Source organism: Amycolatopsis sp. NPDC004378 (assembly GCF_053602455.1).
Map to the genome: position 1 here is coordinate 26614 of NZ_JBSGDR010000017.1, position 17731 is coordinate 44344.

The window sequence follows — 17731 nt, forward strand, 5'->3', positions numbered from 1 at the left end:
ACATGAACACGCCCTCGCAGGCGCCCGCGAGCACCCGTGACAGGTGGTATTCGACGCCCAATGCCGTCAGGCCCGCGCCCACACCCAGCAAAAACGCCGCATAATTGACACCAATCGCACCTATGTAAAGCACGAGTTGCATTCCGACCGCGGCGTGGGAATGGAAGTTGAACGTCCGGTTCAGCACGAAGCTCAAGCCGAACGCGCAGACGTACGACAGCGTGATCGAAAGCCACACCGGCCAGCCGAGCAGACCGTGAAAAACGGTCAGCAGCCCCAGGTCGACGCCGAACGTGAACCCGTTGATGAGGCAGAAGCCCAGAAACGTCGGGGCCACGATCCGCGACAAACCCAGCGGCAGGACACGCACGATCGCCCGGCACCGGGCGCCGAATCGGTCAGCGGGCGTGGTGAGGTGCTCGGCGGCCACCCCGTCAGCGTTCCAGCAGGAGGTGACCACCGGCCGTCCGGCAGGTGATCTTCTGGTGCGGACCACCCGCCGAACAAGGGGGTCAACCCCAGTGCGCGGGGATTTCGAACTGATAACTTGGAGTACGCGAACGAATTTCGGGAGGTGACACGATGAGCTGGATCCTGCTGACGCTGGGCGTCGCGTTCGGTTCGGCCATCGTGCCGCTGATCAACGCCGAAGTGTTCCTGATCGGGCTGTGCGCGAGCCAGCCCGGGCTGCACTGGCTGTGGCTCGGCGCGGCCGTCGCGGTCGGTCAGATCGCCGGGAAGTCGCTCTACTACCTCGCCGCGCGCGGGACGATCAAGCTGCCGAAGCCGCTGCACGACCGGCTGCACCGCGAGCGCCCGATGACGGCGCGGCGCGTGCGCTGGCAGCTGCGGACCAAGCGGGTGCGCGCCTGGCTCGAACGGCTGCGCGAGCGCTGCCACCGGCACCCGCACTGGATGGCCGGGACGTACGGCGTGAGCTCCCTCGTGGGCCTGCCGCCGTTCATGGCGACGAGCGTGCTGGCCGGTGTGGTGCGGATGCGGCTCGCGACGTTCCTGACCGCGGGCCTGGCCGGCCGGTGGATCCGCTTCAGCCTGATCGCCGCGTCCCCCGCGGTGTTCGCGGGCTGGCTGCACCACTGACCCCGGCCACCCGAGCCCGCATGCGGAGGTGCGCTCCTACCGCAGTTGTCGCGGGGTCAGTGGTCGGCGGCTTCCAGCTCGACGGCCTTCTTCATCGTCTCGCGCGCCCGGCGGCGGTCCCCCGCGATGTCGTAGGCGTACGCGAGCTTGTACCAGACCCGCCAGTTCTCCTGGTCGGCTTCGACCTCCGCGCGGCGCTCCTGGAACCACGCGTCGGCCGCGTCGCGGTCCACCCGGCCCGAAGGGCGGCGCGGCAGGTCCGAGACGTCCGGGAGGGCACCCTCCGCGTCGAGCCGCCGGGAGAGCCGCTGGACCTGCACGCCGTTGCGCCAGGTCACCACGATGATCCACACGCCGAGGATCGGCAGCAGCAGCACGCCGACCCCCAGCGCGATCCCGGCCCCCGTGCCGGACCCGAAGAGCGCGAACGCCCGGTCGGCCAGCAGGACCAGGTAGACGACCAGCGCCACCGTCATCAGCAGCGCGACGTTGCGGGCCCTCACAGGTCGAGGACGTTTTCCAGGCCGACCGTCAGGCCGGGACGCGTCACCACGGTGCGCACGCCGAGCAGCACGCCCGGCATGAACGACGTCCGGTCGAGCGAGTCGTGCCGGATGGTCAGGGTCTCCCCCTCGCCGCCGAACAGGATCTCCTCGTGCGCGACCAGGCCCGGGAGCCGGACCGAGTGCACGTGGACGTCCTCGACCGACGCGCCGCGGGCGCCGTCCAGCTCCGCCGTCGTCGCGTCCGGGCCCGGCTCCACGCCCGCCTCGGCGCGCGCGGCGGCGATCATCCGGGCGGTGTGCGCGGCGGTGCCCGAAGGCGCGTCGGCCTTGCGGTTGTGGTGCAGCTCGATGATCTCCGCGGACGCGTAGAACTTCGCCGCCTTGGCCGCGAAACGCATCGCGAGAACCGCGCCCAGCGCGAAGTTCGGCGCGATCAGCACCCCGAGCGACGGCTTCGGCTCGAGCAGGGAACGCAGTGACGCCAACCGGTCTTCGCTGAAGCCCGTCGTGCCGACGACCGCGTGGATGTCGTGCTCCACCAGGTACTTCAGGTTGTCCATGACGGCTTCGGGGTGGGTGAAGTCCACGACCACCTCGGCCTCGGCCAGCGCCGCGAAGTCATCGCCCGCGTCCAAGGCCGCGACGAGCTTCAGGTCCGAAGCACCCTCGACGGCGTTCACCACCGTCGCACCCATCCGGCCGCGCGCGCCGAGCACACCGACGTTGATGGTCATGAAGCGATCACCTCGTGCAGGTCGTCAGGAAGGTCGTCGGCGTGAGCGTACGGCCCCACGACCGCCGCCGCCGAGACCCCGCCCGGTCGCGCGAACAAAGTGCGAGCGAGCGCACACACGTCCTCGGTCGTGACGGCGTCGATGCGCGCGATCGTCTCGTCGACGCTCAGGTAGCGGCCGTAGTTGAGCTCGCTCTTGCCGATCCGCGACATCCGCGACGACGTGTCCTCCAGCCCGAGCACGATCCCGCCGCGCAGCTGGCCCTTGGCGCGGGCCACTTCGGCTTCGGTCAGGCCGTCGACGCCGACCTTGTCGAGGATCTCGCGGATGACGCCGGCGACGTCGCCGAGCTTCTCCGGCTGGCAGCCCGCGTACACGGCCATGTGCCCGGTGTCGGCGTAGCTCGCCACCGACGAGTACACCTGGTAGGCGAGCCCGCGCTGTTCGCGGATCTCCTGGAACAGCCGCGACGACATGCCCCCGCCGAGCGCGGCGTTGAGGACCGAAAGCGCGAAGCGGCGCTCGTCGTGGCGCGACAGCGACCGCAGGCCGAGCATGACGTGCGCCTGCTCGGTGTCGTCGGTGTGCAGCGCGAGCTTCGGGAGCGTCTTGATCCGCGCCCGGCCCTCGCGCGGCGCGACCGGGGTCGCGGTGCCGGTCAGCTTGTCCCGCAACGCCCTGCGCACCAGCCGGAGCACCTGGCCGTGATCGACGTTCCCGGCCACGGCCAGCACCATCCGGGGCAGCGTGTACCGGCGCTTGTAGAAGTTCCGCAGCGCCGCGGGCGCCATCCCGATGATCGACTTCTCGGTGCCGAGCACCGGGCGGCCGAGCGGGTGGTCGCCGAGGATCGCGCTGACGAACGTCTCGTGCAGGAGGTCCTCGGGGTCGTCGTCGCGCATCGAAATCTCTTCGAGGACGACGCTGCGTTCCATGTCCATGTCGCGGTCGGTGCAGAGCGCCTCGAACACGACGTCGGTGACCAGGTCGACGGCCAGCGGGAGGTCGGCGTCGAGCACCTGCGCGTAGTAGCAGGTGTGTTCCTTCGCCGTGAAGGCGTTGAACTCGCCGCCGACCGCGTCGATCTCCTCGGCGATCTGCGTGGCGTCGCGGTGCTTCGTGCCCTTGAACAGCAGGTGCTCGAGGTAGTGCGCGGCGCCGGCGACGGCCACCGGCTCGTCGCGGGAGCCGATGCCGACCCACAGCCCGACCGTGGCCGAGCGGGACGCCGGGACGTGCTCGGTGATCACCCGCAGGCCACCGGGGAGGACGCTGCGCCTGACGACCGCACCGTCCGGAGTGGACTCGAGCGTGCGGGTGGTGCCGACGGGCTGCTCGTGCCCGGAAACCTGCCGTGCCATGGGTTCCTTACTCACGATGCCGTGAAGGCCCCCTCGCCGGGGAAACGGCGAGAGGGCCTTCGACGGAGCTGGTCTTACTTGGCGTCGGCCTTCTCGGCGTCGGCCTTGGGCGCGTCGGCCGGAGCGGCTTCGTCCTCCTTGACCACGATCAGGCTGATCTTGCCGCGGTTGTCGATGTCGGCGATCTCGACGCGGAGCTTGTCGCCCACGTTGACCACGTCCTCGACCTTGGCGATCCGCTTGCCGTTGCCCAGCTTGGAGATGTGCACCAGGCCGTCCTTGCCCGGCAGCAGCGAGACGAACGCGCCGAACGCGGCCGTCTTCACCACGGTGCCGAGGAAGCGCTCGCCGACCTTGGGCAGCTGCGGGTTGGCGATGGCGTTGATCTTGTCGATCGCCGCCTCCGCCGACGGGCCGTCGGCCGCGCCCACGTAGATCGTGCCGTCGTCCTCGATGGAGATGTCGGCGCCGGTCTCCTCGGTGATCGAGTTGATCATCTTGCCCTTCGGGCCGATGACCTCGCCGATCTTGTCCACCGGGATCTTCACGCTGGTGACGCGCGGGGCGTACGGGCTCATCTCGTCCGGGCCGTCGATCGCCTCGGCGATGACCTCCAGGATGGTGAGACGGGCGTCCTTCGCCTGCTTCAGCGCGGCGGCGAGCACCTCGGAGGGGATGCCGTCGAGCTTCGTGTCCAGCTGCAGCGCGGTGATGATGTCCTTGGTGCCCGCGACCTTGAAGTCCATGTCGCCCAGGGCGTCCTCGGCGCCGAGGATGTCGGTCAGCGCGACGTAGCGCGTCTCGCCGTCGACCTCGTCGGACACCAGGCCCATCGCGATGCCCGCGACCGGCGCCTTCAGCGGCACGCCGGCGTTGTACAGGCCCATCGTGGACGCGCAGACCGAGCCCATCGACGTCGAGCCGTTGGAGCCCAGCGCCTCGGAGACCTGGCGGATCGCGTACGGGAACTCGTCCCGCTTCGGCAGCACCGGCACCAGGGCGCGCTCGGCGAGCATGCCGTGGCCGATCTCGCGGCGCTTCGGCGAACCGACGCGGCCGGTCTCACCGGTGGAGAAGGGCGGGAAGTTGTAGTGGTGCAGGTAGCGCTTGGTCGTCTCCGGCGAGAGGGAGTCGATCTGCTGCTCCATGCGGAGCATGTTCAGCGTGGTGACGCCCAGGATCTGGGTTTCGCCGCGCTCGAACAGCGCCGAGCCGTGCGCCCGCGGGATCACGGCGACCTCGGCCGAGAGCGACCGGATGTCGGTGAGGCCACGGCCGTCCATGCGGATCTTCTCCGTCAGGACGCGCTGGCGCATGATCTTCTTCGTCAGGGCCTTGAACGCCCCGCCGATCTCCTTGTCGCGGCCCTCGAAGGCCTCGCCCTCGCCCAGGCCGACCTTCTCCAGGACGGCGGCCTTGACCTCGTCGGTCGCGCGGTCGCGGTCCTGCTTGCCGGCGATCTGCAGCGCGCGGGCCAGGTCGTCGGTGGCGATCGCCGCGACGGCCTCGTAGACGTCCGGCTGGTAGGCCGGGTAGACCGGGAAGTCGCCGGTCGGCTTGGCGGCCTCGGCGGCCAGGCGCTGCTGCGCCTCGCACAGGACCTTGATGAACGGCTTGGCGGCCTCGAGGCCCGCGGCGACCGCGGCCTCGTCCGGCGCGGTGCCACCGGCGGCGATCAGGTCGAGCGTGTGCTCGGTGCCCTCGGCCTCGACCATCATGATCGCGACGTCGTCACCGACGATGCGGCCGGCCACGACCATGTTGAAGGTCGCCTTCTCCAGCTGCGACCAGGTCGGGAACGCGACCCACTGGCCCTCGATCAGGGCGACGCGGACGCCGCCGACCGGGCCGGAGAACGGCAGGCCCGCGATCTGAGTGGAGGCCGAAGCGGCGTTGATCGCCAGCACGTCGTACGGGTCGTCCGGGTTGAGGCTCTGGACGGTGATGACGACCTGGATCTCGTTGCGGAGACCGTCGGTGAACGACGGGCGCAGCGGCCGGTCGATCAGGCGGGCGGTCAGGATCGCGTCGGTCGACGGGCGGCCCTCGCGGCGGAAGAACGCGCCGGGGATGCGGCCCGCGGCGTACATGCGCTCTTCGACGTCCACGGTCAGCGGGAAGAAGTCGAAGTGCTCCTTCGGGTGCTTCGACGCGGTCGTCGCCGAGAGCAGCATGGTCTCTTCGTCGAGGTACGCGACCACGGCGCCGGCGGCCTGCTTGGCCAGGCGGCCCGTCTCGAAGCGGACGGTACGGGTGCCGAACCGGCCGTTGTCGATCACGGCTTCGGTCTCGTGCACGGTGACTCCGGTGGAGTCGGTCATAGACAGTTCTCCTCTTTGGTTCCTCTGTACGGCGCGAGTCTCCCACCCTGGGACCCGTTTCGCCTGAGGACGCTCGAGGAATGAGGCCGGTCTTCGATCGAAGCCCCCGGGACGCTTCCCGGGAACCACTACCGAGGACCGGCGGACGGACCCTCGTGCGCGCTCGCGCCGTTTTGTGGCGAGGGGGAGCGACCGCGTGGTCACTCCCCCTCGGGTAAAGCTATCGGCGCAGGCCGAGGCGCTGGATCAGCGCACGGTAACGCTCGATGTCCACCTTCATCACGTAGTTCAGCAGCCGGCGGCGACGGCCGACCAGCAGCAGGAGCCCGCGACGGGAGTGGTGGTCGTGCTTGTGAGCCTTGAGGTGCTCGGTGAGGCCGACGATCCGCTTGGTCAGCAGCGCGACCTGGGCCTCGGGGGATCCCGTGTCCGAGTCGTGCACGCCGTACTCGGCCAGGATCGACTTCTTCTCTTCGGTGGACAGCGCCACTTGTGTTGCTCCTCGAAATAATCAGTGCCGTGCGGCCCCGGACGCCGGATGCACGCCGGGAAGACGGTCACGGCCGCCACGGACTGCAGCCGGACCCGATCATTGAGGTTACCAGCCCGCTGAACAGCGGCTTCAGGCGCGTGTCGTCAGCCGCGGTCCAGCCCGAACGAGCGGGCCACCCGGTAGCGGACGCCGCCCCGGTCCCGCTCGCTGGTCATCAACGCCACCTCGGCGGCGGACCAGCTGCGGCTGGTGAAACCCGAGAACCGTTCGGTCCAACGCACGGCGAGCCCCGGTTCTTCCCGGGGGAACCGCGCGAGCGTCAGGTGGGCCCGGTACGGCCGGTCCTCGGCGCCGGCTCCCGCGGCGATCGCCAGGGACGTCAGCTCCGGTCCGGCGACAGTCAACCACAGCACCCCGGGGAACGTCGCGGCCTTTTCCAGCCGGACGTCGACGGCGGGCCGCCCGGCCAGCCGATCGGCCAGCCAGGCCGCGCGGGTGTCCGGGTCGTCCGGCCCGTAGTAGGCGAGGGTGACGTGCCAGCGCTCCGGCGGCTCCCAGCGCAGGCCGTCCCCCGGCTCGCCGAGGGCCCCGGCGACCGCCTCGACCACGTCGTCCGGCGGCAGCAGCGCGCTGAACAGGACCGGCATCAGGCGCCGTTGCCCGCCCGGCGGAGCAGGTCGGCCAGCGCCGGGAAGTCGTCGTCGAGCCGCTTGGCGGCCTCGCCCAGGTCTTCGTCCTCGGCCAGGTCGCGCAGGTAGGCGAGCACCTTCTGGTCTTCGGAGACCACCGGGATGTTGTCGCGGCCGACGGTGGGCCGCGAGTCGCGGACGTCCTCGAGGGCGGCCAGCATCGCGTCGCGGTTGCCGGCGGCGACCTCGGGCACGAGGATCTTGCGCTCGAGCATGATCATCCTGGCCAGCACGACCGGGTTGCCGATCTTCGCCCGCCGCCCGCTCATCACCTGGCTGAGCATGGGGGCGCTGATCCCGAGGACCTCCGCCAGGAACGCCTGCGAAACGTCGAACGCGACGACGAGCCGGCGCACCCGGTCGCCGAGCGGCTCCCCGTACCACTCGCGCTGCAACGCGATGTTCCGCTGGACGATCTTGTGGTCCTCCACCAGTTCCGCTCCCCCTTTGTCGGTTGCGCACACACCGTCCGTGAGCATCTTGCCATCGCTGTCACGTGCGTGAACGTGAATTGCCCCTATTCGCCCCCGGTCGGGGCGTCCGGGGGCACCTCCAGTGCCTTTCTCGTCTCGATCACGTCGTCGTCGATCTGCGTGACCAGCCCGGCCGAGTCGGCGAAGCGGACCTGGTCGCGCAGGCGCGTCACGAAGTCGATCGCCACGTGCTGGCCGTAGAAGTCCTCGTCGACGTCGAGGACGAACGCCTCGACCGTCCGCTCGCGCCCGGAGAACGTCGGGTTCGTGCCCACCGAGACGGCGGCTCGCAGCCGGCGCTTCGGGTCGGCCGAGCGGGTGAACCAGGCGCTGTAGACGCCGTCGGCCGGGACGGCGGCGAAGCGCGGCGTCGACAGGTTGGCCGTCGGGTAGCCGAGTTCGTGGCCGCGGCCGTCGCCGCGGACGACGATGCCCTCCAGCCGGTGCGGGCGGCCGAGCGCCTCGGCGGCGGCGACCACGTCGCCGGCGTCGATGCACGAACGGACGTAGGTGCTCGAGAAGGTGATCGCCGACTGGTCCTGTTCGGACAGTTCCTTGCCCTGCAGTTCGGCGCCGTACGCGGCGAAGCCGAACCGGCGGCCGAGGGTGCGCAGCATCGCGACGTCACCCGCCGCCTTGGCGCCGAAGGTGAAGTTGTCGCCGACGACGACGGCGGCCGCGTGCAGCCGGTCGACGAGCACCTCGTGCACGAACTCCTCGGGCAGCAGCCGGGACAGCTCCAGGGTGAACGGCAGCACGCAGAAGACGTCGACGCCGAGGCTTTCGACGATTTCCGCCTTGCGCCGCAACGTGGTCAGCTGCGCCGGGTGGCTGCCCGGGCGCAGCACCTCCGACGGGTGCGGGTCGAACGTCAGCATCACGCTCGGCAGCCCGCGTTCGGCCGCCGCCGCGACGGTCCGGCTGATCAGCTCCTGGTGCCCTCGATGGACCCCGTCGAACACACCGATGGTGACCACACACCGGCCCCAGCCGCCGGGGAGGTCCCCCAGCCCACGCCACCGCAGCACGTCAGACTCCCGTCTCTCACCGGCCACCCTAGGCGGGCAGCAACACCACCACTGCGCGGGACACACCTTGTTCGTCGGCGGCCAGGGCGAGCACCCGGCCGTCGGGTCCGAAGAGGCCGTACGTGCCTTCGAGGCCGGCCGCGGGGATGCGCTGGCCGTGCCGGACCGCCTTCGCCGTGGCCGCGTCGAGGTCGCGCCGCGGGAAGGCCGCGGCGACCGCGGCGTCGAGGTCCAGGCTCAGCTCGGGCTGCTCCTCGAGCTGGTCGAGCGTGCGCGCCCTGGCCAGCGTGAACGGGCCGACCGTGGTGCGCCGCAGCGCCTTGAGGTGGCCGCCGACGCCGAGGTCCGCGCCGAGGTCACGGGCCAGGGCGCGGACGTAGGTGCCGGACGAGCACTCGACGACGGCGTCGACCTCGACGTGGTCGTCCTCGTGCCGGACGGCGAGCACGTCGAAGCGGTAGACGGTGACCGGGCGCGGCGGGAGGACGACGTCCTCGCCGGCGCGGACACGGGCGTAGGCGCGCTTGCCGTCGATCTTGACGGCGCTGACCGCGCTCGGCACCTGCTGGATGGCGCCGGTCAGCTTTTCGACGCCGCTCGCGATGTCTTCGTCCGTGGTCGCCCTGGTGTCCGCGGTCGTGAGGACCTCGCCCTCGGCGTCGTCGGTCGTCGTGCTGCTGCCGAGGCTCAGCGTGGCCAGGTAGGTCTTGCGGTCGAGCGCCAGGTGGCCGAGCAGCTTGGTGGCGCGCTCGATGCCGAGCACCAGCACGCCGGTCGCCATCGGGTCGAGCGTGCCGGCGTGCCCGACCTTGCGGGTGCCCATGATCCGGCGGGCGCGGGCGACGACGTCGTGCGACGTCATGCCGGCGGGCTTGTCGACGATCAGCAGACCGGGCGGCGGGGCGGGACGGCGGGGCGGTTTGGGGCTCGACACGCGGCAAACCCTAGCGGCCGCCGGTCGTGGTTCGATCAGGCCGTTCAGGCCGCGACGATCGGCGTCTCGGGTAAGGCGGCGTCCCAGCGGCGGCGGGTGATCCGCACCGGCAGTTCCTCGCCGCGCGCTTCGGCGAGGAACAGGTGGGCGCGCGTGCGGCGCCACCACACGAGCATCCGGACCGTGCCCAGCGCGAGGATCGCGACGATCGCCAGCAGCGAGACGCGGAAGTTCCCGCCCGTCCACTGCAGGAACACGCCGACGCCGAGCGCGGCGATGGTCGTCGCCACGAAACCGCCGACGTTGACCACGCCGGTCGCGGTGCCGACGCGGCTGAGCGGGTTGTAGTCGCGGGCGAGCGCGAACCCGATCATCGAGGCCGGGCCGCCGAGGGCGAGGAAGGCGAACGCGGGCACCAGCACCGGCACGGGCACCTGACCCGGCCAGCCGAGCAGCACGGCCCAGATCAGCGCGGCGCCGCCGATGTACCCGCCGACCAGCGGCATCCGCAGCGACGGGTGGCGGCCGATCACGCCGCCGAGCAGCGGTCCGCCGGCCATCGACCCGAAGACGAACACGGTGAGCAGGGCACTGGCCGTGGCCTTCGACTGCCCCTGGCCCTGCACCAGCCACGGGACGCCCCACAGCAGGGTCAGGGCGTTGGGGGCGAACATCGTGCTGAAGTGGACCCAGAAGCCCAGGCGCGTGCCGGGCGTCCGCCACGCCTCGGCGACCTGGTGGGCGAGCTGGCGCGGGGGGACGGCTTCGCGGACCGGCTCCGGCACGCCGGCCGGGACGTCGCGCACGCGCAGGGCCACGACGACGGTGTAGAGGACCGTGATCGCGCCGACGGCGAGGAAGGTGGGCGTCCAGCCCGCGCCGTCGAGGAGGAGCGCGAGCGGGACGGTGGCGGCGAGGTTGCCGATGTAGCCGACGGCCGCGGTGAACGACGTCAGCAGCGCGTACTGGCGGCCCGGGAAGTGGGCCGCGACCAGGCGCAGCACGCTGACGAAGGTGAGCGCGTCGCCGAGACCGAGCACGCCGCGGGCGAGCAGGCCGAGGCCGTAGGAGTGGGCGACGCCGAGGAGGAGCTGGCCGGCGCCGAGCACCAGCACGGCGACGGTGAGGACGCGGCGGGGGCCGTAGCGGTCGACCAGGACGCCGGTCGGGATCTGCATCGCGGCGTAGACGCCGACCTGGAGGACGGTGAACGTCCCGAGCGCGGCCGCGCCGACGCCGAAGCGCTCGGCCGCCTGCAGCCCGGCGACGCCGAAGGAGGTGCGGTGGAAGACCGCGAGGAGATAGACGGTGACGGCGGCGAGCCAGATGAGCCAGGACCGGGCGGTGGCGCGGCCGGTGGCGGGCGGCACAAGTTCCTCCAGGGTTTTCGCGTTCGGGGCACAGGACGCCCACGCTGCCGTCCCTAGTACTTGTAGCGCCTAAGCAACGACGAAACATAGCTGTTATCCCGGTGGCGTTCACCACATGGTTCGATGTGAATCTCATTCATGTTCGGGGGTGGTGGCGTGACCGGACTGCGCGGGGCGCACGCGGTGATCACGGGCGGGTCCAGCGGGATCGGCCTGGCGACGGCGGCCGCGCTGGCCTCGCGCGGCGCGTCGGTTTCGCTCGTGGCCCGGGACGAGTCGCGGCTGCGGAAGGCCTCGGTGTCGCTGAAGTCACGCGGGTTCGCGGTCCGGACGGCCGTGGCCGACGTCTCCTCGCAGGCCGAAGTCGCGGAAGCGTTCTCGGCGCTGGAGGCGGCCGCGGGGCCGTGCGACGTGCTGGTGACGTCGGCGGGCCAGGCGCGTCCGGGCGAGTTCCTGGAGCTGGACGACGAGGTGTTCCGGCGGATGGTGGAGGTCGACTACTTCGGGACGCTGCACGCGGTCCGGGCCGTGGCGCCGTCGATGGTCCGGCGCGGCGCCGGCTCGATCGTCGCGATCTCGTCGGCGGCCGCGGTGCTCGGGATCTACGGGTACACCGCGTACGCGCCGGCGAAGTTCGCGGTCCGCGGGCTGATGGAGGCGTTGCGGGACGAGCTGAACCCGGCCGGGGTGCACGTCGCGTGCGTGTACCCGCCGGACGTCGACACGCCACAGCTGGCGGAGGAGAACCGCTGGAAGCCGCGGGAGACGGCCGCGATCAGCGGCACGATCCGCCCGATGCCGCCGGACGCCGTCGCGTCGGCGATCGTCCGGGCGGTGGAGCGGAAGCGCTACGCCGTCTACCCGGACCGGTCGGTGGCCCTGCTCGCCGCCCTCGGCCCGCTCGTCGCCCCGGTCCTGCGCCGTCTGGTGGACCGCCGAGTCCGCCAAGCCCGTGTGTGAGGAGGCATCACACGTGATTGAACGGGCATCACGTGTGATTGGAGAGGCATCACGGTGATGCCCGCCTGATCACGCGTGATGCCTCTCTGGCCACGCGTGATGCCTGTTGGCGCACGGTCAGGTGGGGCGGATCGCGCCCGTCACGGCCCAGTTTCCCGAGCGCCAGCGGGCCAGGACGAACGCCAGGCGCAGGACCATGAACAGCGAAAGCCCGGTCCAGATGCCCGTCAGGCCCCAGCCGAAGCCCAGGGACGCCCAGATCAGCGGCAGGAAGCCCAGTGCCGCGCTGCCGAGGGTCGCGTTGCGGAGGAAGGCCGCGTCGCCCGCGCCGAGCAGGACGCCGTCCAGCGCGAAGACCACCCCCGCGATCGGCTGGAGGGCCACGAAGAACCACCACGCGTGCGGGATCTCCGCCAGCACGCCCGGATCGGACGTGAACGCGTGCGGCAGCACCCACGACAGCGCCGCGAACAGCACGCACAGGAAGCACCCCAGCAGCAGCCCGTACCCGGTGATCTGCGCCGCGACCCCGCGCGCCTGCCGCGCCGAGTTGGCCCCCAGGGCCGAGCCGACCAGGGACTGCGCGGCGATCGCCACCGAGTCCAGCACCAGGGCCAGGAACGTCCACAGCTGCAGCACCACCTGGTGCGCGCCGACCGCCTCCGTCGACGTCCGGGCCGCGACGGCCGCCGCCGAGACGAAGCACGCCTGGAACGCCAGGCTGCGCAGCACCAGGTCGCGGCCGAGGCCGAGCTGGGCGCGCATCACCTTGAAGTCCGGCCGCAGCCCGACCTTCTCGCGCACCAGCGCGGCGATGAACAGCGAAGCCGAGATCACCTGCGCGACGACGTTTGCGATCGCCGAGCCCTCCAGCCCGAGCCCGGCCCAGTAGACCAGCGCCGGGCACAGCACGGCCGAGATGCCGTTGCCCGCCAGCACGTACCGCAACGGCTTCGCGGCGTCCTGCACCCCGCGCATCCAGCCGTTGCCGGCCATGGTGACCAGGATCAGCGGCGCGCCGAACAACGCGATCCGCAGCCACGACACGGCCGCGGTCGCGATCTCGTCGCTGCCCGACAGCGCCCGCGCGACCGGCCAGGCCAGCAGCTGCCCGGCGACCAGCACGAACAGCCCGACCAGCAGGGCCAGCCACGTCGCCTGCAGGCCTTCGCGCACGGCGTCGGCCCGGCGGCCGGCGCCGTGGAGCCGCGCGGTGCGCGACGTCGTGCCGTACGACAGGAACGTCAGCTGCCCCGAGACCTGCGCCAGCACGACCCCGCCGAGCGCGAGGCCGGCGAGCGACAGCGCGTCGAGGTGGCCGACCACCGCGGTGTCGACCAGCACGTACAACGGCTCGGCGGCCAGCACCCCGAGCGCGGGCACGGCCAGCCCCAGCACGCGCTTGGCCGGGACGCGCTCCCGTTCCTCCACATTCACCACGAACCGGACTCTAACCGGCACCCCCGACAGTTCCGGACCGCGGGAAGCGCACGGGCAGGGCCCGCAGCGACCGGCTCCGGAACGCCGACCGCCACTCCAGCTCCGCGTACGGCACGGCCAGGGCCATGTCCGGGTACCGCGAGAACAACGCCGAGAGCCCCACCTCCAGCTCGAGCCGGGCCAGCGGCGCGCCGAGGCAGTAGTGCGGCCCGAACCCGAACCCGACGTGCGGGTTCTCGGCGCGGGACGGGTCGAAGACGTCGGCATCGGGGAACACCGACGCGTCGCGGTGGGCCGAGGCCACCGCCAGCATCACCGTCTCCCCCGCCGGCACGGTCGTGCCGCCGATCTCGACGTCGACGACCGGGAACCGGCGGATCGCCAGCTGCAGCGGCGACGCGTACCGGACCAGCTCGTCCACAGTGGACGACGTGAGCCGGGCCGACAGCAGCTCCGCCAGGCCGTTGCCCAGCACGTGCACCACGTTCTCGTACCCGGCGAGCAGCAGCAGGAAGGCCGCGCTCAGCATCTCCTCGGCGCTCAGCGAGTCCGCGACGACGCTCAGCAGGTCGTCGGAAGGCGACTCGCGCTTCGCCTCCACCAGGGACGTCAGGAACGCGTACAGCGAGCCCATCGCCGAGCGCGCCCGCTCGGCGTCGGTCGGCACCAGAACCGCGTCCGTCCACTCGCGGAACAGCGTGACGTCGGCGGGCGGGACGCCGAGCAGCTCGCAGATCACCCGGATGGGCAGCGGCACGCAGAACTCGGCCAGCAGGTCCGCACCGGTGACCGCGTCGGCCAGGGACGCCGCGATCCCCTCGACCGCCGGCCGCAGGGCCTCGACCCGGCGCGGGGTGAACGCGCGGCCGAGGATCCGCCGCAGCCGGGTGTGCTCGGGCGGGTCCAGGTTGAGCAGGTTCCTGTCCAGCGCCGGCGGCAGCGAGAGCCCGCGGTAGCCGGTGGCCGAGTGCGCCTTGTCCAGCGACAGCCGCGGGTCGGCCAGGCCCGCGCGGACGTCGTCGTAGCCGGTGACCAGCCAGACCGGCGAACCGTCCGGCGCCTCCGCCCGGTGCACCGGGCCTTCCGCGCGCAGCCGCGCGTACGCGCACACCGGGTCCTTCAGAAACTCCTCGTCGAACCGCACCATCACCCGGCCCAGCCTAGAGCAGGGGCGCGCGCTCCAAGGCCTCGCGCAGGCCCGCCAGGACCTCCTCGGCGGTGCCCGGAATCGTGCAGCCCGCGGCCTGCCGGTGCCCGCCGCCGCCGAACTCGGCGGCCACCGCCGAGACGTCGATCCCGATGCTGCGCAACGAGATCTGCCACTGCGCCGGGTTCGTCACGTCCTGTTTGAGCACCGCCGCGACCGCCGCTTCGCGCACCGAGCGGACGACGTCGATCACCGACTCGACCTCTTCGCCGCGCACCGTGCGCGCCGCGTCGACGCGGACCACCGCGTGCACGAAACCCCGGCCCTGCGCGGCTTCAGGCTCCAGCTCGGCCTCGCTCAGCACCGACGACAGCATCGGCAGCCACGAGAACGGCCGCTCGTCGACGATCCGCCGCACCACCAGCTCGGGGTCCACGCCCGCTTCCAGCAGTCGCGCCGCCATCCGGTGCGTCTCCGGGCTCGCCCGGCGGAACCCGCTCGTGTCGGTGACGATCCCCGCGTAGATCCCGCGCGCGATGGGCTCGTCCAGCTCGACGCCCATCGCGTCCAGGATCCGGAACACCAGGATCGCGCTGGCCTCGGCGCTCTCGTCGACCACGTTGCAGCCGCCGTAGTACGTGTTCGTCGCGTGGTGGTCGATCACCAGCACCTGCCCGGCCAGCTCGACGCGCCCGGCGAGCCGCCCCAGCCGCTTCGGCACCGGCGTGTCGACGCAGACCAGCAGCGCCTCGCTGTCCGGCAGGTCGTCGGGGTGGGTCAGCAGACCGTCCTCGTCGAGCCACCGCAGCGTCTCCGGGGCCTCGTCGGGCTCGCCGAAGGAGACGCGGACGCGGGCGCCGCGCCGGCGCAAAGCCCGGCCGAGGGCGAGCGCGCTGCCCAGGGCGTCCGCGTCGGGGCGGACGTGGCCGAGCACCGTCACGTCGGTGGCCGACGCGAGCAGCGCGGCCGCGTCGCGGATGTCCTGCGCCAAAGTAGAGGTCACGGTGCGTCACGCTACGCTCTGCGGGATGCCTGAGTACGTGATCCTGGTCCACCCGTCCGCCAATCGGGTCTACGCCGCCTCCTCGCCCGCGCTGCTGTGCGCCGAGCTGGCGGTGTTCGGCACGGCGATGCCGGCCGAGCTGTCCGGGATCGAGGAGGTCGAGCTCGGCGGCGTCGGCTACGTGCGCTTCACCAGTTCGGCGCCGCTGGGCGAGCGCGACCTCGCGCTGCTGTCCAATTTGTCCGCGCTGTACGCGCTGTTCGAGCTCGGTGACGGCGTCCTGCGCCCGGTCACCGTGACGCCGCTGGCGAAGGCCGACTCGGACCTGCTGACCATCCAGAAGTACCCGGGCAAGACCAACGAGTCGTTCACGAAGCTCCTGCTGAACGTCACCCTGCTGGCGACCGCGGACCCGTTCCCGGGCAAGCCGCAGTACCTGCTCGACCCGCTGTGCGGCCGCGGCACCACGCTCAACCAGGCGATGATGTACGGCCTGCACGCCACCGGCCTGGACGTCGACGCCAAGGACTTCGAGGCCTACGAGGCGTTCATCAAGACGTGGCTGCGGACCAAGCGCGTCAAGCACACCGCCGAGTCGGGCCAGCTGCGGCGCAACAAGGTCCGGCTCGGCCGGCGGCTCGACATCGAGTACGCGCTGAGCAAGGAGGACTACAAAGCGGGCGACACGCGCAAGCTGACGTACTTCCAGGCCGACACGCTGACCACGGACGAGGTGCTGCGGGCGAACTCCTGCGACGTGATCGTCACCGACGCGCCGTACGGCGTGCAGCACGGCAGCCACCGCGAAGCCGGCCTGCAGCGCAGCCCGCGGGACCTGCTCGCTGCGGCCGTTCCCGTGTGGACCCGCGTGCTGCGGCCCGGCGGCGCGCTCGGCATCTCCTGGAACACCACCGTGCTGCCGCGCGAGGACCTCGTCGAGATCCTCCGGAAGGCCGGGCTCGACGTCCGCGAGGGCGGCCCGTGGGCGGAGTTCACCCACCGGGTGGACCAGGCCATCCTGCGTGACCTGGTCGTCGCGGTGAAGCCCGCTTCCTAGCGCTCCGTCAGCTCTGCGGGCGCCTGACCGTTCGTTTCCGGCGCGGGGGCCGGCGGCGTGCCCAGGCCGCGCTTCACCAAGTCCAGAATGGACAGTCCCTGCCCGACGAGCCCCGCGGCCATCTCCCCGAGGCCGTCGGCGCCATTGAGGATGTTGACGTGCGCCCCGGACAGCCCGCGCCCGGCCTCCTTGACGATCTGCGGCAGCTGGTCGATGAGCATCCGGTCGAGCGCGACCCGGTTGTTCGACGCTGCCGCCTCCGCCTGCACGCGCATCCGCTCCGCCTCGGCCAGCGCGAGGATGCGGATCCGCTCGGCCTCCGCGTCGGCGGGCTTGATGACTTCGGCGACCAGCTGCTGCTGGCGCAGCTCGGCCTCGCGCTGCGCCAGTTCGGTGCGCGCGTCGATGACCTCCTGCTGCGCCTTGGCCTGCGCGAGCGGCCCGGCCTGGGCGGCCTCGGCCTGCGCCGCCTCGACTTCGGCGCGGTACTGCGCCTGCACGATCGACGTCTGCCGCGCGTACTCCGCCTGCGTCCGCTGGGACTTCTGCTCGGCCTCCGCCGCGGTCTGGTTCGCCACGGCCTGCGCGATCTGGGCGTCCCGCTGGATGGCGGCGTTGTGCGGCGCGGCCATGGCGGCGATGTAGCCGAGCTTCATGTCGTCGATCGACTGGATCTGCAGCGCGTCGACGGTGAGCCCGATCTTCGCCATTTCGACCGCCGAGCCGTCCAGCACCTCGGTCGCGAGCTTCTGCCGCTCGGTGATGATCTCCTCGACGGTCATCGACCCGATGATCGAGCGCAGGTGCCCGGCGAAGATCCGGCCGGTCAGCACGGACATCTGGTCCTGGTCGGAGAGGAACCGCTGGCCGGCGTTGACGATGCTCTCGGTGTCGTTGCCGACCTTGAACGCGATCACCGCCCGCACGGTCAGCGCGATGGCCTGTTTCGTGACGCACACTTCGGTCACTTCGGCTTCGTTCATGGAAAGCGTCAGGAACCGGACTTTCCGGAACACCGGCATGACGAACGCGCCGTGACCGGTGACGACCCGGAACGGCGACGTCCCCTTGCTGTGCTTGCCCCCCGAGATGAGCATGGCTTCGTTGGGGGCGG

The 17731-nt window shown here is 71.6% G+C and carries 17 protein-coding genes and 1 pseudogene; 3 read left to right on the top strand and 15 right to left on the bottom strand.

Features of this window, described 5'->3' with window-relative positions; genetic code table 11:
• Positions 1-34 precede the first annotated feature (34 nt).
• Positions 35-496 (bottom strand): annotated as a pseudogene (locus ACWEN0_RS36060) (GtrA family protein); the annotation flags it as partial.
• An 86-nt stretch (positions 497-582) separates the two neighbouring features.
• Here ACWEN0_RS36060 and ACWEN0_RS36065 point away from each other — a divergent pair.
• A complete protein-coding gene (locus ACWEN0_RS36065; RefSeq protein ID WP_451983945.1) occupies positions 583-1101 on the top strand; it encodes a hypothetical protein in 519 nt (172 codons plus the stop codon).
• 56 nt (positions 1102-1157) lie between these two features.
• Here the strand turns inward: ACWEN0_RS36065 and ACWEN0_RS36070 are convergent, their stop codons facing one another.
• The 10 genes from ACWEN0_RS36070 to ACWEN0_RS36115 form a co-directional block, all read right to left on the bottom strand.
• Positions 1158-1604 carry a tetratricopeptide repeat protein gene (locus ACWEN0_RS36070; RefSeq protein WP_451983947.1) on the bottom strand — a complete coding sequence of 149 codons (447 nt, stop codon included), beginning with the start codon at positions 1602-1604 and terminating at the stop codon, positions 1158-1160.
• Entirely contained in the window at positions 1601-2341 is a 741-nt protein-coding gene (gene dapB / locus ACWEN0_RS36075) for a 4-hydroxy-tetrahydrodipicolinate reductase (protein WP_451983949.1), read from the bottom strand. Before dapB ends, ACWEN0_RS36070 begins: the two co-directional genes overlap by 4 nt.
• Positions 2338-3702 (bottom strand): M16 family metallopeptidase, encoded by a 1365-nt coding sequence (locus ACWEN0_RS36080; RefSeq protein ID WP_451983951.1) that lies wholly within the window; start codon positions 3700-3702, stop codon positions 2338-2340. Before ACWEN0_RS36080 ends, dapB begins: the two co-directional genes overlap by 4 nt.
• 74 nt (positions 3703-3776) lie before the next feature.
• Complete coding sequence (locus tag ACWEN0_RS36085; RefSeq protein WP_451983953.1) at positions 3777-6023, bottom strand: polyribonucleotide nucleotidyltransferase; 2247 nt, start codon at positions 6021-6023, stop codon at positions 3777-3779.
• Between the two features lie 220 nt (positions 6024-6243).
• Complete coding sequence (rpsO, locus tag ACWEN0_RS36090; RefSeq protein ID WP_003084034.1) at positions 6244-6513, bottom strand: 30S ribosomal protein S15; 270 nt, start codon at positions 6511-6513, stop codon at positions 6244-6246.
• 146 nt (positions 6514-6659) lie between these two features.
• Positions 6660-7163, bottom strand: coding sequence for an RNA 2',3'-cyclic phosphodiesterase (gene thpR / locus ACWEN0_RS36095; RefSeq protein WP_451983955.1), 504 nt, complete (start codon positions 7161-7163; stop codon positions 6660-6662).
• Positions 7163-7636 (bottom strand): XRE family transcriptional regulator, encoded by a 474-nt coding sequence (locus ACWEN0_RS36100; RefSeq protein WP_451983957.1) that lies wholly within the window; start codon positions 7634-7636, stop codon positions 7163-7165. Before ACWEN0_RS36100 ends, thpR begins: the two co-directional genes overlap by 1 nt.
• Before the next feature lie 86 nt (positions 7637-7722).
• Positions 7723-8706: a bifunctional riboflavin kinase/FAD synthetase gene (locus tag ACWEN0_RS36105; RefSeq protein ID WP_451983959.1), complete on the bottom strand. Its 984-nt coding sequence runs from the start codon at positions 8704-8706 to the stop codon at positions 7723-7725.
• A 28-nt stretch (positions 8707-8734) separates the two neighbouring features.
• Positions 8735-9640 (bottom strand): tRNA pseudouridine(55) synthase TruB, encoded by a 906-nt coding sequence (gene truB / locus ACWEN0_RS36110; RefSeq protein ID WP_451983961.1) that lies wholly within the window; start codon positions 9638-9640, stop codon positions 8735-8737.
• A gap of 44 nt (positions 9641-9684) precedes the next feature.
• Positions 9685-11010, bottom strand: coding sequence for an MFS transporter (locus tag ACWEN0_RS36115; RefSeq protein WP_451983963.1), 1326 nt, complete (start codon positions 11008-11010; stop codon positions 9685-9687).
• Positions 11011-11166: 156 nt separating this feature from the next.
• On the opposite strand from ACWEN0_RS36115, the gene ACWEN0_RS36120 reads away from it, so the two are divergent.
• On the top strand, positions 11167-11970 hold the full coding sequence (locus ACWEN0_RS36120) for an SDR family oxidoreductase (protein ID WP_451983965.1): 804 nt from the start codon (positions 11167-11169) through the stop codon (positions 11968-11970).
• Between the two features lie 117 nt (positions 11971-12087).
• Here the strand turns inward: ACWEN0_RS36120 and ACWEN0_RS36125 are convergent, their stop codons facing one another.
• Genes ACWEN0_RS36125 through ACWEN0_RS36135 form a run of 3 tightly spaced genes read right to left on the bottom strand, consistent with a single transcriptional unit; the run spans position 12088 to position 15560 of the window.
• Complete coding sequence (locus tag ACWEN0_RS36125) at positions 12088-13407, bottom strand: MATE family efflux transporter (protein ID WP_451984158.1); 1320 nt, start codon at positions 13405-13407, stop codon at positions 12088-12090.
• A 13-nt stretch (positions 13408-13420) separates the two neighbouring features.
• Entirely contained in the window at positions 13421-14557 is a 1137-nt protein-coding gene (locus ACWEN0_RS36130; protein ID WP_451984160.1) for a cytochrome P450 family protein, read from the bottom strand.
• A 13-nt stretch (positions 14558-14570) separates the two neighbouring features.
• On the bottom strand, positions 14571-15560 hold the full coding sequence (locus ACWEN0_RS36135) for a DHH family phosphoesterase (protein WP_451983967.1): 990 nt from the start codon (positions 15558-15560) through the stop codon (positions 14571-14573).
• A 25-nt stretch (positions 15561-15585) separates the two neighbouring features.
• Here ACWEN0_RS36135 and ACWEN0_RS36140 point away from each other — a divergent pair, with 25 nt between their 5' ends.
• The gene (locus ACWEN0_RS36140; RefSeq protein ID WP_451983969.1) at positions 15586-16617 is read left to right on the top strand and encodes a TRM11 family SAM-dependent methyltransferase; all 1032 of its coding nucleotides are present in this window, start codon (positions 15586-15588) and stop codon (positions 16615-16617) included.
• Here ACWEN0_RS36140 and ACWEN0_RS36145 read toward each other — a convergent pair.
• On the bottom strand, positions 16614-17714 hold the full coding sequence (locus ACWEN0_RS36145) for an SPFH domain-containing protein (RefSeq protein WP_451983971.1): 1101 nt from the start codon (positions 17712-17714) through the stop codon (positions 16614-16616). The two genes, ACWEN0_RS36140 and ACWEN0_RS36145, sit on opposite strands and share 4 nt — an antisense overlap.
• Positions 17715-17731: the final 17 nt, after the last annotated feature.

Excerpts from the sequence above, each read along its gene's own strand:
- dapB (WP_451983949.1), bottom strand. The coding sequence starts at position 2,341 with ATGACCATCAACGTCGGTGTGCTCGGCGCGCGCGGCCGGATGGGTGCG.
- ACWEN0_RS36065 (WP_451983945.1), top strand. The coding sequence starts at position 583 with ATGAGCTGGATCCTGCTGACGCTGGGCGTCGCGTTCGGTTCGGCCATC.
- ACWEN0_RS36130 (WP_451984160.1), bottom strand. The coding sequence starts at position 14,557 with ATGGTGCGGTTCGACGAGGAGTTTCTGAAGGACCCGGTGTGCGCGTAC.
- ACWEN0_RS36085 (WP_451983953.1), bottom strand. The coding sequence starts at position 6,023 with ATGACCGACTCCACCGGAGTCACCGTGCACGAGACCGAAGCCGTGATC.
- ACWEN0_RS36080 (WP_451983951.1), bottom strand. The coding sequence starts at position 3,702 with ATGGCACGGCAGGTTTCCGGGCACGAGCAGCCCGTCGGCACCACCCGC.
- thpR (WP_451983955.1), bottom strand. The coding sequence starts at position 7,163 with ATGCCGGTCCTGTTCAGCGCGCTGCTGCCGCCGGACGACGTGGTCGAG.
- ACWEN0_RS36140 (WP_451983969.1), top strand. The coding sequence starts at position 15,586 with ATGCCTGAGTACGTGATCCTGGTCCACCCGTCCGCCAATCGGGTCTAC.
- ACWEN0_RS36145 (WP_451983971.1), bottom strand. The coding sequence starts at position 17,714 with ATGCTCATCTCGGGGGGCAAGCACAGCAAGGGGACGTCGCCGTTCCGG.